This is a genomic window from Erwinia tracheiphila (assembly GCF_021365465.1).
Classification (GTDB): domain Bacteria; phylum Pseudomonadota; class Gammaproteobacteria; order Enterobacterales; family Enterobacteriaceae; genus Erwinia; species Erwinia tracheiphila.
This window is the reverse complement of record NZ_CP089932.1, coordinates 795,674-809,924: the sequence shown is the minus strand read 5'-3', so window position 1 is coordinate 809,924 and position 14,251 is coordinate 795,674. Positions and strand designations below refer to the sequence as shown.

Here is a 14,251-nt window from a genome sequence, read left to right as displayed (position 1 = left end):
CTAAACCCCACTAATTATTTTACTTACTGATTTATAGACCTTTAAGACGACATTCTTCTCTTGTTGAGATATATATTTAAAATTGTATCTATCACTCATGATTGACTCCTTTGACCAACCCATCAGATAATTCCTTAAATCTTTCCTTCTACTATATTCTAATTCAGCACCTTCTATGCCTTTAGAATACATATAATTCCAAGTGTGCCTTAGCTTATGACCTGAAAGATTATATAGATCTGGACATCCTCGTTTCAGTGTTGATATCACCTTCTCATAAGCTGAAATGCTTAAGGGTTCCCCTGCGTTTTTTCCGGTGCAATGAGCCACCAATAAGAAATTATGCTTTTTTCTTTTTGTCATTTTTTCTCTGCTATTGCTTATGTAATCAAAAATTTCACAGGCTAACTCATCAGATAACGGAATAACCCTTTCTCCAGTCTTTACTAATGGTTGATAAGATCTTCCATCTTCTTTTGAATCATGTCTTCTGACTACACTTAAAGTGTTGTCTCTGAGATCAAAATCATCTATTTTAAGATTGAGCAACTCTCCAGCCCTTAAACCTAAATTTAAGAGCAAGGTAAATATTAGTCTGTTCCTGACCTGTACTTCCTTATGGAAAGGGTTTTCAATCCCGCCAATTTCTAATAGACGGAAAAGCACTTTGATCTCTTCTTCATTTAACGATTTTTCAGATATTTCATTCATATTCAATGAACTGTTTCTTGGAATATGTGCTCTGATACTTTCAATAAATACGTCTACTTCATACCTTGCATGAATCCCCTTTGACGAATGAACTAATCCACATAACCACTTAAGGTAGCGTGAAAAAACGTGTATTCTATAACTAAAGGTTCTCTTCGCAATAAACCTATTACTTGCTGATTTTATATTTATAATTTTTTGTCTATCGAATCTTTGTTTCGCATATCTTACCAGATCATCTATTTCTGCAACGCTGAGATACTTTTTAAGCTCAATTCTCTCAACTATATTGATTTTCCTACTATCTAAGAAATTACTAAAAATTAGTAAGTTAGTTGCAACTATTTCCATAGTTGAGGCGGTTGCGCCTCTATTTCTTATGTCTGTAGTAAGAAATAGATTTTGATAGTAAGCTGGTAGATTACTATTTTTATCAAGGATCAGGCATCCTCGCTCGCCATTACTCATGATGAATTTCTTTACTTTATATCCCATTTTGACCTCATTCTTTACAAATTAATATCACTCTCACTTATTAAATATATTCCAATTCAAAATAATTCAAATTTTTTACAATGACTTTAGTTTATTTGGTATATATATTAATGGCTTGAAAAATTTTATTTGACGTCAAATAAACAGGTACGGCTAGTAAAGAGTATCCATACCCGATATTAAGAAAACTATCTCTAAGTCTTATAGCAAAAGCTCTGCCAGAAAAAAGGTAAAGAATTACGTCAAATATATTCATTTTTTCAGATGCAAACTTTACAAAGCCTCTTTTTTTTACCCACTACGTAAACTCATAAGATCTGTAAATTTCTTTTTTTTAATACATTATCAATAGTTAAAAAGCGATGAAGCAGCATTTCTGTTAAGCGACATGCTTTCTTGAATTTTCGATAATTAATTGAATCCATTCATCGATTTCGCTTTCGACAAAAGCGGTAGCGCGAACACCGATCTTTACTGGCTGTGGGAACCGATTTTGGCTGATAAGACGATAGATCCACGCTTTACCAAATCCAGTTTTCTTCATGACTTCTGGTAAACGGATGAGACGAGCTTGATTTTCCATATGTATGTCCTCTGTTGTTTCTACAGGGATACAGTACAAATGAATTTCGAATGGATGAAGCGAGATTGCGAACACCAGAGCCATCCCTGGTTCGAAACTATGAGTCTCTGGAGATTCATATCACTCAGAATCTGAGAGTTTCATAACATCCGAAACCCTCACATCAATAGGCTACAGGTAGAAAACGGTTCTTTCATGCACCTAAATTTTCACAAGATCGAAAGCCTTTACTCACTAGATTTGAGCTTAGAGAAGATAACTATCTGTTCAATTGCGTATTAAGGTAGCATCTAATTATGTATTTTTCATCAATAAGCAGTTAACTTGAAAAATTTATTTTTATAATAAAAACCTTCTAAATTCTATTGCATAATAGCTTTTACATGTTATTTTATTATAACAATAATTCTTAAGGGCCCCAAAATGATTAATATTAAAGAGAACATCGACCACATTAGAGTGTATTATTATAGTAATGAGCATCTTTTCAAAAGTGAATTAATCAAACTTGGTAGTTATGAATTCTATGATAAATATCTATATAATCTAACACCACGAGAATATCTTGATTTCTTACAATTTCTAATTGATGATATAAGTGAGCGAAAAACGATAATACCAGATGAAACAACCTCTTTAATTAGTTATATGCTCGGCAAAGAAATTTTAACAAAACAGGAAGATAATTCATTTGCTATATCTGAAAATATATTCACAGAAAACTATCAAGATCTGACAAAAAAATTCATTACATTAAATAACTTACACACTGCTAAAAGAGAAAAAAATATAATCGAATCCAAAATTCATAACAGAAAAGCTCTAAACAAAATTAAAAAGAGGCTATAGATTAGCCTCTTTACTGTCAGATTTTTCCTGACATTATATCAATTATGTGCTGTATATATTGTCTAATCTGGCATTCTTCATTTCTTCCCAAAATGGGAAACGTTGTGCTTTTATATTATAGCACAATCATATTTTGGGAAAATTGTCATATTTCGCATAATCGTTACCGCATTTTAAATAATAATAAACCTCTATTTTCAGTAAACTCTTTCTTAAAATATACTCATCAACCATTGCAATATAATCAATCAGTATCTGACAGTTTCATAACATCCGAAACCCTCATTTCTTTAACATGCTGATTTTTATTAATAAAAAAGTTAAATTGTCTTAAAAAATCAATTTCTACAGTTTTCATTGCGAAAGGCCGATCAGCATCTCTTATATGATATCCTTGGCGAATCGCCTTATCATCATCTTCATCCGTGTATAGTAATCGAGATAGTCTGTCATCAGACAGAAGTACTTTTTTTCGTTCTGACCATGCGAGCAAATCAAGCATAGGGATTATTCGATAGCTAATTAATTTTTTTATTGCTCCATAACCAAATCTGACTGCATCAAGTGGTGCCGGTTTAACGCCTTTTACTTTTCGCCATTGTGGTAATGATACTCGCAGGGCCTCAGCTATCTCATCATCGCTTCCACCCGCAAGATCGATTTCTAACATAATCGTAGTAGGAAACTGTTCAGGGATTTTTTCGGAAATATATTCATTTTCAATAGTGGAATCTATTTTATATTGCTCTGTATTTGCTCTTATGAATAAAGCCTTTCTCATACAAGCAAAACTGATATTTGCTATTCGATCAACTGTAGTAATAAAAAAGTATGGGGGTTGATATAATTTATTTTCGGCATCCATATAATTTAAGTGCTTCTCTTTGATAAGAAAAGGATCACCATCCAATATCTGCATATAATTTTTCATTACCGTTTTCTGCATTCCTTCTTCTATTACTGGTTTGAAGAAATACGTTCTCGCCCATATTTCATGGTAAAGCATATTAATAGAAATGTTTTCAAACTCTCGATATTTGTCCAAATCAAACCACGTTTTCACTGCTTTGGTGTCTTCTGATGTCCAACTATTCATTTTTACCCAAGATTTCATTAATGCCACTCCGTTGTAAAAAGTATTACTTCGTAATAGCACATAAATCGCAAAAAAAAAATGGCGTCTCAATTGGTTATTGAATACGCCATTTTATTTATAATAATCAGTTAGTTATCAAAGTCAAAAGGTGCAATTCTTTTCTTAGTTGTTTCATCAAGATAATCAGCCCACCACTGCAACATAAGCCTTCTCTCATCGAGGTGTTCTGCTTTATGAATGTAGGCCGCACGAACGGAGTTTCGCTCTTGGTGGCTCATCTGCCGTTCAACAGCATCCCTTGACCATTTTCCCGATTCGATTAAGGCACTACAAGCCATCGCCCTGAATCCATGCCCACATACCTCAACGGTTGTGTCATAACCCATCGACCTGAGCGCCTTGTTCACTGTGTTTTCGCTCATAGGTTTTCTGAAATCATGATCGCCAATGAATACAAGGTCGCATTCGCAGCTGATTTCTCTGATGGCTTTTAGAAGTTCTAAAGCCTGACGACTTAACGGCACGAGGTGTGGGGTCTTCATTTTTGAACCTCGATGGGAATGTTTGACTCCTGGCAATGGCTCGCGTTCTCCAGGGATAGTCCACATCGCATTTTCAAAGTCGATCTCCGACCATCTTGCGAATCGGAGTTCACTGGAACGGATAAAAATGAGCAATGTCAGCTTTACGGCTAACTTCGTGAGTTTCCTACCTTTGAAGTTATCAATTCGTTCTAAGAGTTCTGAAAATCGTTCGAATGGCAAAGCTGGCCTGTGGATTCTTTTGGCTACAGCAATAGCTCCTGCCATCTCCTGAGCAGGGTTGTAATCTATCAGCCCGTTCTGGACAGCATATCGCATTACTGCCGTTGTCCTTTGCTGTAGTCGGGAAGCAACTTCCAGTCGCCCGGAAGCTTCAACAGCCTTGATAGGGGCAAGAAGATCTCTGGTATTAAGCTCGGATATTTTTCTTTTACCAATAGTAGTAAAGAGACCATCTTCCATGCTTTTTAGAACTCTCTCGCTGTGGGAATCAGACCATTTCCTTTTACAGGCAGTATGCCAGTCCCTTGCGACAGCCTCGAATGTCAGGGCTTCACTTTGCTCGATCTTGTCGGCTTTTTTCTTCTCAGAAGGATCAATACCAACAGATACCAACTTTTTGGCCTCATCTCGTTTCCTGCGAGCTTCACCAAGAGAGACCATTGGATAAACACCCAATGCTAAAACTTTCTGTTTGCCATCGAAACGGTATTGGAGTCGCCAGTATTTTGAACCATTGGGGTTGATCAGCAGGTGCATACCCTGCCCATCTGTGAGTTTGAAAGGTTTGTCGGAGGGCTTGGTAGTCCTAACTTTGATATCAGTGAGTGCCATCAGTTGATACCTCCGCTGTTGGTATCAAAATCAATCGAACCGAAGATACCACCAGTTATACCATCATCGGTTGGTATATGTTCAAGGAATTGAGTAGACGTGAACAGACTAAGCCAAGTCAGAAACTCGCTTAACATACTGTTTTTGTGGACTAAAGTAGACGTTAGTAGACTTGAAAAAAGCTTTTTATGGTGCCGAAGGCCGGACTCGAACCGGCACGTATTTCTACGGTTGATTTTGAATCAACTGCGTCTACCGATTTCGCCACTTCGGCACTGAAGGGGATGCGGAAACGTTGTGGATTATACCGTTGCTCCCTGCTTCCGCAACAACTATCCGTCTGCCATAGCGTAAGTGCTGAAAAAATCGGCACCAATGCGTTGATAGCGGGATGTTCTTTGCACCAGTGTTAATGTGAAATAAGCACAGCCTCCATTCTTCCCTAGTCTGGCAATAGACTGCTGAAACATCTTTTATGCCAACACTTTTTTCTGACATCCCGCACAACCTGTGAAAACACGATGCATACCACCAAGATTAGTCTTAAAAAAATCCATATAATGACCATTTCGCTTGTTGGGGGAACTCATTAAAAAGCACACAGTCCCACTACAGCGACAGGTGCATGAGGAAGTAACGCTACACATGATAACTTTACAAAGGGCAGCTACATGAAAAAAGCAGTGAAAATAATTCTGGCGCTGACGGTTTCCACTTCGTTTTTCACGGGTGTGGCCTCTGCGGCGAGCTGGCAGGATCAGTTAAGTAACGCGGCGAATTCACTGAGTCAGAATGTCACATCGGGCACATCCAGCAGCCAGGCAGGTTCGTCGATGGCTTCACTTACCAGCCTGCTTAACGGCGGCAATCAGACACTGAGTGCCAGCAGCATGACAAATGCCGCAGGCGTTTTGCAGTACTGCTTGAAAAACAATGTGGTAGATAACAAAGTCAGTGCAGTGAAAGAGCAATTAATGAGTAAGCTTAGACTGGACGAGCCGCAAAAAGTACAGGAAACGACCGATTACAAGCAGGGACTGGCGGGACTCCTTAATACCGGCAACAACCAGCAAATCAATCTCCGCGCACTGAGTAATACCGATCTGGGTAAAAAGGTGAAAACTAAAGCCTGCGATCTTGTGTTAAAGCAGAGCAAGCAATTTATTTCTTAACGGCGTGAAGCCATCGCGATCAACTGCACCCTCACAAGCCTGCAAAGCCTCTCTGAAGGTGCTGTTAAGATTACGACCTGCCTTTATTTAGCAATCAACTTGATCCCCAACAGTGCCATTACCCCTCCACCCAGCCTGTCAAAAAAGGTCTTATGGCGAAGACAGGGCCGACGGGATCTGGACGCTGAAAGCACACAGGCAACGAAAGCGTACCATAGCCCATCAACCAGCATTGAAGTAAGGGGCAAAATGACGTACATAAACGGCGGAATATAAACAGGCAGCAGTGCCGCAAAAATCCCGGCAAATACCACGGCTGTTTTTGGATTACTGAGTTGTGTCCCCAGAGCGATAAGAAATGCCCGGAGAAAAAGCTGACCACTGGCGGACTCGCTATCGTGGACTAATGGCTGTTTTGCTCCCCGAAATATTTTAACCGCCAGCCACAACCACGACACCGCTGACAGCAAAGTGTGCAGGTCTGATAAGGCTATCGATGAGATAATCAGCGATCCCAGCGCCATGACCAAAGCGGCCCCACTCCTGCGAGGCGGGCAGAGGTCACAGCGGTGCACGCGACGAAAACAAAGCCAGGACCAGCACTCATTGCACCCAGCACCAGCGCACCGAATATTGTTGCTATCGCAATTAAACTTGCGTCCATTACTTGTATGAAAAATACAATAAATTAATAAATTTCACTTTTTCTTCATATTTATCCGGTTATATTTTCCTCTTTCGGGCTGGTGACTGAGTTTGCACCTCCTCCGATCAGCCTGCATTATCATTCGCCATCAAACGTGAATGATTTTTTGTGAGAAAACGATGGAAAAGGATTTAACAATGCTGCTCATCGAACGCGATGCCCGGCAGCACAAAGCCGAACTGGAAAAACTGCGTGAAGAAAATCGGCATCTGCTACAGCAGGTCAGCAACAAAATTGACAATGCCAAAGCTGAAATCACTGAAAACGCTATCACTAAAACCATGGCAGTTCTTAACCACGCGCGCGCCGGGCTGCTGGCCATCGTCAGTGCGCTGGCAGTGACCCTTGCGGTAACAGACTTTGTCAGGCTGAACGGACTCACCCGACAACTTACGATTTATTACACCGACACCATGCACAACGGGTTACGTTTTGATGACAATAATAGCGAGCGCCACAAAATTCTGGATAATCTGCGAACAGATGCCCTGCTGGATTCGCTCAGTTTGCGCTACGCCCGTGACAGTGCGCGACACGGTGCCAGTCGTCTGGAACTGAACGAAGGTGAAAAACAGCGCATTATGTCGATTATTGTTAATCCCGCGTCGGATGATGATCGGTTCAGAGATGCGCTGAATCTGATTACCGCAAGCCGCAGCTTTTTAGGCAGAGTAATACCGATAGCTGACGATACTGGTAAGAAAATCACCGAGATTTTATCCAGCAATGAATACAACAATAATAAAAAAGTGGCCGTGCTTGAGGCAATGAGCAATGATCGCGCCCTCCTGCCCTTCACCCTGAAAATGCTCAATGACGGCACCAATAGCTACGATGAAAATATCCTGATGTATGCCTTTGCCAACGTTAAGCTGTTTGATGAAAACCGCGCACACCAGTTTGCTGAAGCAAATCTGACGCGCTTTACATCCAATTATCAACGTATTGAGCTGGCAAAATATCTTATTGAAATTGATGCCGACAGCAGCGCAACTGATGCACTGATTATTGAACTGAGGCAACAGAAAAAGACGCCGTGGCAAAGTGACAACAGGACGCTTATTTTTGCCCGCATAGCGCATAAACTGAAAGCAATGCCACAGGATGTGCCTGCACTAGCCGCAATGATGGATGCGCAGATTGCCAATGGTCTGAGGATGGATATATCCAGCTTTAGCGAAGGGAAACCCTATATTAATTTGTTGAAAAGTGATTACAGGGAAACCTTTTCTCAGCCGGAAAGCCTTGTGGGTAATGCTCATCTGGTGGATGCCATTATCAAACATGCCCCGGTAAGCGTTTCCCGTTTACAAAAAGTCTGCGATTTCTTCCAGACCCGTGATCGCGGCCTGTGGGTAACCACGCTGATGATGAAACCCGCATCTGATACACGGCTAACCCTGAATAGCGGAAAAGTGATTTTAGGTAAGGCGATCCTGGATGCCATCTGGCTGCGGGTGGAAAAAAGGCTGGAGATTACGCGCTTATCGGGACATGGCGCGATAAAGGCGGCAAGATAACGGAAGGTATAATTAGCAACATCTCTGGCGGAGAGCAGGCCAGCTACTCCGTCGATTTCAACCGCACTCAGTTAGAAAATTACACCTGGTCAGACAACAGCAATGTCTGGCACATCTGAACCATTCAGACCGCATTCAGGACAGGAAACGGGAAATGCCGATACATAAAGAATTCGAACTGGCGAGATCAAAACGGTTGCCGCTTATACTGCTGTGCGGCGCTGCGCTTGTTTTTGTCATCACCGTGCTGTTCCCGGTGTGGTTTAAACCCACACCGTGGATCGCTATGCTAAAGGCGATTTCTGAAGCGGCCATGGTTGGTGCGCTGGCCGACTGGTTTGCCGTCAGCGCTCTGTTCCGCCGGGTGCCGATTCCGCTGGTTGGCCGCCATACCGCGATTATTCCCCGCAACAGAGATCGCATTGCTGATAATCTTGCCCTGTTTGTGCAGGATAAATTTCTCAATACCGATGCGCTACTGACACTGATTCGACGTCACGATCCGGCGCTGAGGGTTGCCAGCTGGGTGAGTATGCCCGCCAATGCTGCAATTTTTAGCGGCTATCTGCTGAAAATGTTCAGGGGATTTCTGGACCTTACCGATGATCGGCGCATTCAGGCGTTTATGCGACAAGCCATCCACAAAGCCATCGATAAAATTGATTTATCACACTCTACAGCCGTGGTGCTGGAAAGCCTGACAAAGAATAATCGTCATCAGGCGCTGCTGGATGATGCCATCAGCCAGTGGCTGTATCTCGTTAATAAACCCGGCACCCACGAATTTATCGCACGCCAGGTCGTCTTATGGCTCAAACGTGAACACCCCGTAAAAGAGAAAATGCTGCCGACCGAATGGCTGGGAGAAAAAACTGCCGGGCTGGCCGCTGACGCAGTAAAATCGATCCTGAGCGATATTGAACAGGATGGTACGCACGAACTACGGCAGGGATTTAATCGGGCGGTTCAGCGCCTGATTGTAAGATTGCGTGATGACCCGGAAATGCGGTCAAAAGCAGAAGAGATTAAAGCCTGGTTGAAACAGGATGCCACACTGAATACTTATATCGGTCAGCTTTGGGGAGACCTGCGTAGCTGGCTCAAACAGGATCTGGATAATCCCGAGTCTGTTATTCAGGCCAGGGTCAGCGCTGCCGGTCAATGGCTGGGAGAGTCACTCCTTCGGGACGTGCAACTGCGAAACTCACTGAATCAGCACCTTGAAGAGGCGGCCATCGGTATAGCACCAGAGTTCTCCACTTTTCTCAGTCGCCATATCAGCGACACAGTAAAAAGCTGGGACGAACGGGATATGTCGCATCAGGTAGAGTTAAATATCGGCAAGGATTTGCAACGCATCCGCATCAACGGCACGCTGGTGGGCGGCGCAATTGGGCTGACCCTCTATCTGCTTTCCCAGCTGCCTGAGCTTCTGGCACAGCTGCGATGAAAAAAGCCGCTTTATTTCGCCATAACCAGACGGGTTCACCTTGCATTCCTGTTGCCCGCAGGGATGATTGCCTGCGGCATACAGTGAGCCGCCCGTTGCTTCGCTTTCTTCTTTTTAAGCCATGAATCTTTCATAACCAGCAAAGGCCGCTTTCAGGCCTGTTGACATTTTGAGATGGGGTAAATTGCCTGCGACATACGGTGAACCGCCCGCTATCACCAGCCGTTCGACAAAGGCTGGCTGCCGTAAAGACGGCCAGGTATTAATGGATTCTGTAATCTAACGAAAGCGGGGTGCCAGGCCGCACGCCATCTATCTGCGCTTCAGCAACAAATAGATGCTAACTGCAAAAAATGCGGCGCTTGGCAACAGTGCACCAACTACAGGCGGGATTTTATAAACCAGACTTAGTGGGCCGAAGATCTGGTCGAGCACATAAAAGAGAAAACCAAAGCTGATACCGGTAATCACCCGCAATCCCATTGACACACTGCGCAGTGGGCCAAAAATAAAAGAGAGTGCCATCAGCATCATCACTGCGACAGAGAGTGGCTGGAAGATCTTATTCCACATGTTCAGCTGGTAGCGGCCAGCAACCTGCCCACTTTGCTTGAGATATTTGCTGTAGCTATAGAGACCGCTGATTGACAGCGAGTCAGGATCGAGCAAAACAACGCCAAGCTTATCTGGCGTCAGCGACGTTTTCCACTTGCCACTCAATGTCTGGTTGCCCATAACCTGTTTGGGATCGGTTAATATGGACTCATCAATCTCTGACAAATCCCATAGCTTTTCATCCAGGTTATATTTCGCCACTGCGGCATAGCGCACCGATTGCAGGCGACGTGATTTATTGAAGCTGTAAATACTGACACCGTTCAGTTCCATGTTGTCCTTCAGCCGCTCAATAAAGATAAAACTGTCTCCATCCCTGGCCCAAAGTCCGTTTTGCGTTGAAAGCAACGAGCCGCCGACCAGCTGCTGTGCCCGATAGCTCCGCGCCATTTGCTCACCCTGCGGCGCGACAAACTCACCGATGGCCATCGTCAGCAGTACCAGAGGAATAGCGGTTTTCATCACCGACGCGGCAATTTGCATGCGGGTGAAACCGGACGCCTGCATCACCACCAGCTCACTGCGTTGAGCAAGCATACCCAGACCAAGCAAAGCCCCTAACAACGCCGCCATCGGGAAAAAAATCTCAATATCTTTCGGCACGCTAAGAATGGTGAACAAGCCGGCGCCAAGCGCGGTGTAGTCACCCTGACCGGTTTTACGCAGCTGATCGACAAACTTGATAATGCCGGAAAGCGACACCAGCATGAACAATGTCGCCATGATCGTATTAAAGATGGTTTTGCCAATATATCTGTCCAGTACGCCAAACATCAGACGGAGCCTCCCTTACTGAAGCGGGCACGGATACGCCTGAGCGGCATGGTATCCCACAGGTTTAGCATTACAGCCAGCGCCAGCCAGGTGAAATTCACCACCCACATCCAGATTGACGGATCGAGGCGAGCTTTCGAGCCGCTTGAACGAAGCGAACTTTGCAGCAGGAAAAAGACAAGATAAAGCAACATCGCGGGCAGCATAGACAGCACACGCCCCTGACGCGGGTTCACCACACTGAGCGGCACCACCATTAACGCCATAACCAGCACAGAGAAAATGAGCGTTAATCGCCAATGCAGTTCGCTGATAAACTCCGGGTTTTGGGAGTGGCGCAACGCACCAAAGCCCATCTGCTGTGCATCATTTGGGTCGAGCACAACCTGCTGATGGCCAATAATCGCCTGATAATTTTCAAAGTCGGTAATGCGGAAATCTCTCAGCATCGCCGTACCCTCAAAGCGTGTTCCCTTATCCAGGGTCACAATCTGAGAACCATCGGCACGCTGTGTCATGCGGCCTTTGTCTGCCAGCACCACTGACGGACGGGCATTGCCTTTGGGCCTGAGCTGTGCCAGAAACACGTTGCCGAAATCATTCCCTTTGACGTTTTCGATAAACATCACCGACTGACCATCACCAGACTGCTGAAACTGCCCGGCAGCGAGTGCCGCCGCGCCTGGGTTAGCCTTGGCATTTTTCGTTACCTCATTTTGGTAGCGCGCTGACCACGGACCAAGCCAGGCAACGTTGGCAGCGGCAACAACCGCCGTAAACACCATCAAAACCATCGCAGCCTTAACGAGAACAGCCTTGCTCAAGCCGCAGGCGTGCATCACGGTGATTTCACTTTCCGTGTAAAGGCGGCCGAGGGTCATTAAAATGGCTAAAAACAGGCTGAGGGGCAAAATCAGCTGCACCATATCCGAAATGCCTAAACCTAACAATATCAGAACTAAATTTGTTGGGATCTCGCCGTCCGCCGCTGCGCCCAAAATCCTGACCAGCTTCTGACAGAAGAAGATAAGTAGCAGGATAAACAGGATTGCCAGCTGGCTTTTGAGCGTTTCCCTAACCAGATATCTAATGATGATCACGCTGAGTACGCCTGTGAAAACTTGTCTTTTTGCGGGAAAATAGCTAGTTTCATCGCTTATACGCCATTTTTATCATTGATGGCCACGGCCATAACTTTGTTAGTATGACAATAATCGTGTTTTGGTGAAGTAAAAAATTGTTTTATCCAATGTAAATTCAGGATAATCACCCGAAATCAAATTTGTTACTCGTTATGCTAACGGCATGTTGTACGGGCAATGCCCGTACAACACAAGCGCTGCATTCTAGCCGCAGCAAACGCCATTGTCTTTAAGATTCAGGAGAGTACATGGAGTTCAGTGTAAAAAGCGGTAGTCCAGAGAAACAGCGCAGCGCCTGCATTGTGGTCGGTGTTTTTGAACCGCGCAGATTATCCCCCATTGCGGAACAGCTGGATAAAATCAGTGACGGTTACATCAGCGCGCTGCTACGCCGTGGTGAACTGGAAGGTAAAGCCGGTCAGACCTTACTGCTCCATCATGTGCCCAATATCCTTTCTGAACGTATTTTGCTTATCGGATGCGGAAAAGAGCGCGAGCTGGATGAACGTCAATATAAGCAAGTCATTCAGAAAACCATCAATACTCTCAATGATACTGGTTCAATGGAGGCGGTCTGCTTTCTTACCGAACTACATGTAAAAGGTCGTAATACTTACTGGAAAGTACGCCAGGCGGTGGAAACCTCCAAAGAGACGCTTTACAGCTTCGATCAGCTGAAAAGCAACAAAACTGAGCCACGCCGTCCGCTACGCAAAATGGTCTTTAATGTGCCAACCCGCCGGGAACTGACCAGCGGTGAGCGAGCCATTCAGCATGGCCTGGCTGTGGCGGCGGGTGTTAAAGTGGCGAAAGATTTAGGCAATATGCCACCAAACATCTGTAACGCTGCTTATCTTGCCTCCCAGGCGCGCCAGCTGGCGGATGCTTACAGTAAAAACATCAGCACACGCGTCATTGGCGAGCAGCAAATGAAAGAGCTGGGAATGAATGCCTATCTCGCTGTAGGGCAAGGTTCGCAGAACGAATCACTGATGTCGGTCATTGAATATAAAGGCTGCCCGGATGCGAAAAGCAGACCCATCGTGCTGGTAGGAAAAGGCGTCACCTTTGATTCTGGCGGCATTTCTATCAAGCCATGCGAAGCCATGGACGAGATGAAATACGACATGTGCGGTGCCGCCTCGGTTTACGGCGTGATGCGCATGGTTGCCGAGTTGAATTTGCCGCTGAATGTGGTGGGTGTGCTGGCAGGCTGCGAGAATATGCCGGGCGGCCGTGCTTATCGCCCAGGAGACGTGCTCACCACCATGTCTGGTCAGACCGTTGAAGTGTTAAACACCGACGCAGAAGGCCGCCTGGTACTATGTGACACCCTGACCTACGTTGAGCGCTTCGATCCTGAAGTGGTTATCGATGTCGCCACGCTGACGGGTGCCTGTGTGATCGCGCTGGGTCATCATATCAGTGCAGTGATGTCCAACCACAATCCACTGGCACACGAGTTGGTTGGCGCATCCGAACAGGCCGGTGACCGCGCGTGGCGTTTGCCGCTGGCGGATGAGTATCAGGAACAGCTGGACTCTAATTTTGCCGATATGGCCAATATCGGTGGCCGCCCGGGTGGCGCTATCACCGCTGCCTGTTTCCTCGCCCGCTTTACCCGCAAATATAACTGGGCACATCTGGATATCGCCGGTACAGCATGGCGTTCTGGTAAAGCAAAAGGCGCCACAGGTCGTCCGGTTGCGCTGCTGTCACAGTTTCTGTTGAATCGTGCAGGCCTTAACGGCGACGATTAATA

Annotated in this window: 12 protein-coding genes and 1 tRNA gene; 5 read left to right on the top strand and 8 right to left on the bottom strand. The window is 45.0% G+C overall.

Annotation, left to right across the window (positions count from 1 at the left end; genetic code table 11):
- Both LU633_RS04170 and LU633_RS04165 read right to left on the bottom strand, forming a co-directional pair.
- The gene (locus tag LU633_RS04170; RefSeq protein ID WP_016190489.1) at positions 1-1,206 is read right to left on the bottom strand and encodes a site-specific integrase; all 1,206 of its coding nucleotides are present in this window, start codon (positions 1,204-1,206) and stop codon (positions 1-3) included.
- Positions 1,207-1,585: 379 nt separating this feature from the next.
- Positions 1,586-1,789 carry a helix-turn-helix transcriptional regulator gene (locus LU633_RS04165; protein ID WP_016190490.1) on the bottom strand — a complete coding sequence of 68 codons (204 nt, stop codon included), beginning with the start codon at positions 1,787-1,789 and terminating at the stop codon, positions 1,586-1,588.
- 423 nt (positions 1,790-2,212) lie between these two features.
- Between LU633_RS04165 and LU633_RS04160 the strand changes: the two genes are divergently transcribed.
- Complete coding sequence (locus tag LU633_RS04160) at positions 2,213-2,638, top strand: hypothetical protein (RefSeq protein WP_016190491.1); 426 nt, start codon at positions 2,213-2,215, stop codon at positions 2,636-2,638.
- A 244-nt stretch (positions 2,639-2,882) separates the two neighbouring features.
- Here LU633_RS04160 and LU633_RS04155 read toward each other — a convergent pair whose 3' ends face one another.
- The 3 genes from LU633_RS04155 to LU633_RS04145 all read right to left on the bottom strand — a co-directional run bounded on the left by LU633_RS04155 (position 2,883) and on the right by LU633_RS04145 (position 5,384).
- Positions 2,883-3,752, bottom strand: a complete 870-nt coding sequence (locus tag LU633_RS04155; RefSeq protein ID WP_016190492.1) for a DUF6387 family protein — start codon at positions 3,750-3,752, stop codon at positions 2,883-2,885.
- Between the two features lie 110 nt (positions 3,753-3,862).
- A complete protein-coding gene (locus tag LU633_RS04150) occupies positions 3,863-5,110 on the bottom strand; it encodes a tyrosine-type recombinase/integrase (RefSeq protein WP_016190493.1) in 1,248 nt (415 codons plus the stop codon).
- A 189-nt stretch (positions 5,111-5,299) separates the two neighbouring features.
- Positions 5,300-5,384, bottom strand: a tRNA-Leu gene (locus LU633_RS04145).
- 397 nt (positions 5,385-5,781) lie between these two features.
- Here LU633_RS04145 and LU633_RS04140 point away from each other — a divergent pair.
- Positions 5,782-6,282 carry a DUF2501 domain-containing protein gene (locus LU633_RS04140; protein WP_016190494.1) on the top strand — a complete coding sequence of 167 codons (501 nt, stop codon included), beginning with the start codon at positions 5,782-5,784 and terminating at the stop codon, positions 6,280-6,282.
- A gap of 83 nt (positions 6,283-6,365) precedes the next feature.
- Here LU633_RS04140 and LU633_RS04135 read toward each other — a convergent pair whose 3' ends face one another.
- Positions 6,366-6,806 carry a LysE family translocator gene (locus LU633_RS04135; protein ID WP_016190495.1) on the bottom strand — a complete coding sequence of 147 codons (441 nt, stop codon included), beginning with the start codon at positions 6,804-6,806 and terminating at the stop codon, positions 6,366-6,368.
- A gap of 319 nt (positions 6,807-7,125) precedes the next feature.
- Between LU633_RS04135 and LU633_RS04130 the strand changes: the two genes are divergently transcribed.
- Both LU633_RS04130 and LU633_RS04125 read left to right on the top strand, forming a co-directional pair.
- On the top strand, positions 7,126-8,508 hold the full coding sequence (locus LU633_RS04130; protein ID WP_016190496.1) for a hypothetical protein: 1,383 nt from the start codon (positions 7,126-7,128) through the stop codon (positions 8,506-8,508).
- A 160-nt stretch (positions 8,509-8,668) separates the two neighbouring features.
- The gene (locus tag LU633_RS04125) at positions 8,669-9,958 is read left to right on the top strand and encodes a DUF445 domain-containing protein (RefSeq protein ID WP_040465480.1); all 1,290 of its coding nucleotides are present in this window, start codon (positions 8,669-8,671) and stop codon (positions 9,956-9,958) included.
- Positions 9,959-10,270: 312 nt separating this feature from the next.
- On the opposite strand, the gene lptG is transcribed toward LU633_RS04125, so the two are convergent.
- Both lptG and lptF read right to left on the bottom strand, forming a co-directional pair.
- Positions 10,271-11,347 (bottom strand): LPS export ABC transporter permease LptG, encoded by a 1,077-nt coding sequence (gene lptG, locus LU633_RS04120; protein WP_016190498.1) that lies wholly within the window; start codon positions 11,345-11,347, stop codon positions 10,271-10,273.
- On the bottom strand, positions 11,347-12,447 hold the full coding sequence (gene lptF / locus LU633_RS04115) for an LPS export ABC transporter permease LptF (protein ID WP_016190499.1): 1,101 nt from the start codon (positions 12,445-12,447) through the stop codon (positions 11,347-11,349). Before lptF ends, lptG begins: the two co-directional genes overlap by 1 nt.
- A gap of 290 nt (positions 12,448-12,737) precedes the next feature.
- On the opposite strand from lptF, the gene pepA reads away from it, so the two are divergent.
- Complete coding sequence (pepA, locus tag LU633_RS04110; protein ID WP_016190500.1) at positions 12,738-14,249, top strand: leucyl aminopeptidase; 1,512 nt, start codon at positions 12,738-12,740, stop codon at positions 14,247-14,249.
- The last annotated feature ends 2 nt before the right edge of the window (positions 14,250-14,251 follow it).

Coding starts and splice junctions, on each gene's coding strand:
- LU633_RS04165 (WP_016190490.1), bottom strand. CDS start 1,789: ATGGAAAATCAAGCTCGTCTCATCCGTTTACCAGAAGTCATGAAGAAA.
- pepA (WP_016190500.1), top strand. CDS start 12,738: ATGGAGTTCAGTGTAAAAAGCGGTAGTCCAGAGAAACAGCGCAGCGCC.
- LU633_RS04170 (WP_016190489.1), bottom strand. CDS start 1,206: ATGGGATATAAAGTAAAGAAATTCATCATGAGTAATGGCGAGCGAGGA.
- LU633_RS04155 (WP_016190492.1), bottom strand. CDS start 3,752: ATGAAATCTTGGGTAAAAATGAATAGTTGGACATCAGAAGACACCAAA.
- LU633_RS04140 (WP_016190494.1), top strand. CDS start 5,782: ATGAAAAAAGCAGTGAAAATAATTCTGGCGCTGACGGTTTCCACTTCG.
- LU633_RS04130 (WP_016190496.1), top strand. CDS start 7,126: ATGCTGCTCATCGAACGCGATGCCCGGCAGCACAAAGCCGAACTGGAA.
- lptG (WP_016190498.1), bottom strand. CDS start 11,347: ATGTTTGGCGTACTGGACAGATATATTGGCAAAACCATCTTTAATACG.
- LU633_RS04135 (WP_016190495.1), bottom strand. CDS start 6,806: ATGGCGCTGGGATCGCTGATTATCTCATCGATAGCCTTATCAGACCTG.
- LU633_RS04150 (WP_016190493.1), bottom strand. CDS start 5,110: ATGGCACTCACTGATATCAAAGTTAGGACTACCAAGCCCTCCGACAAA.
- LU633_RS04160 (WP_016190491.1), top strand. CDS start 2,213: ATGATTAATATTAAAGAGAACATCGACCACATTAGAGTGTATTATTAT.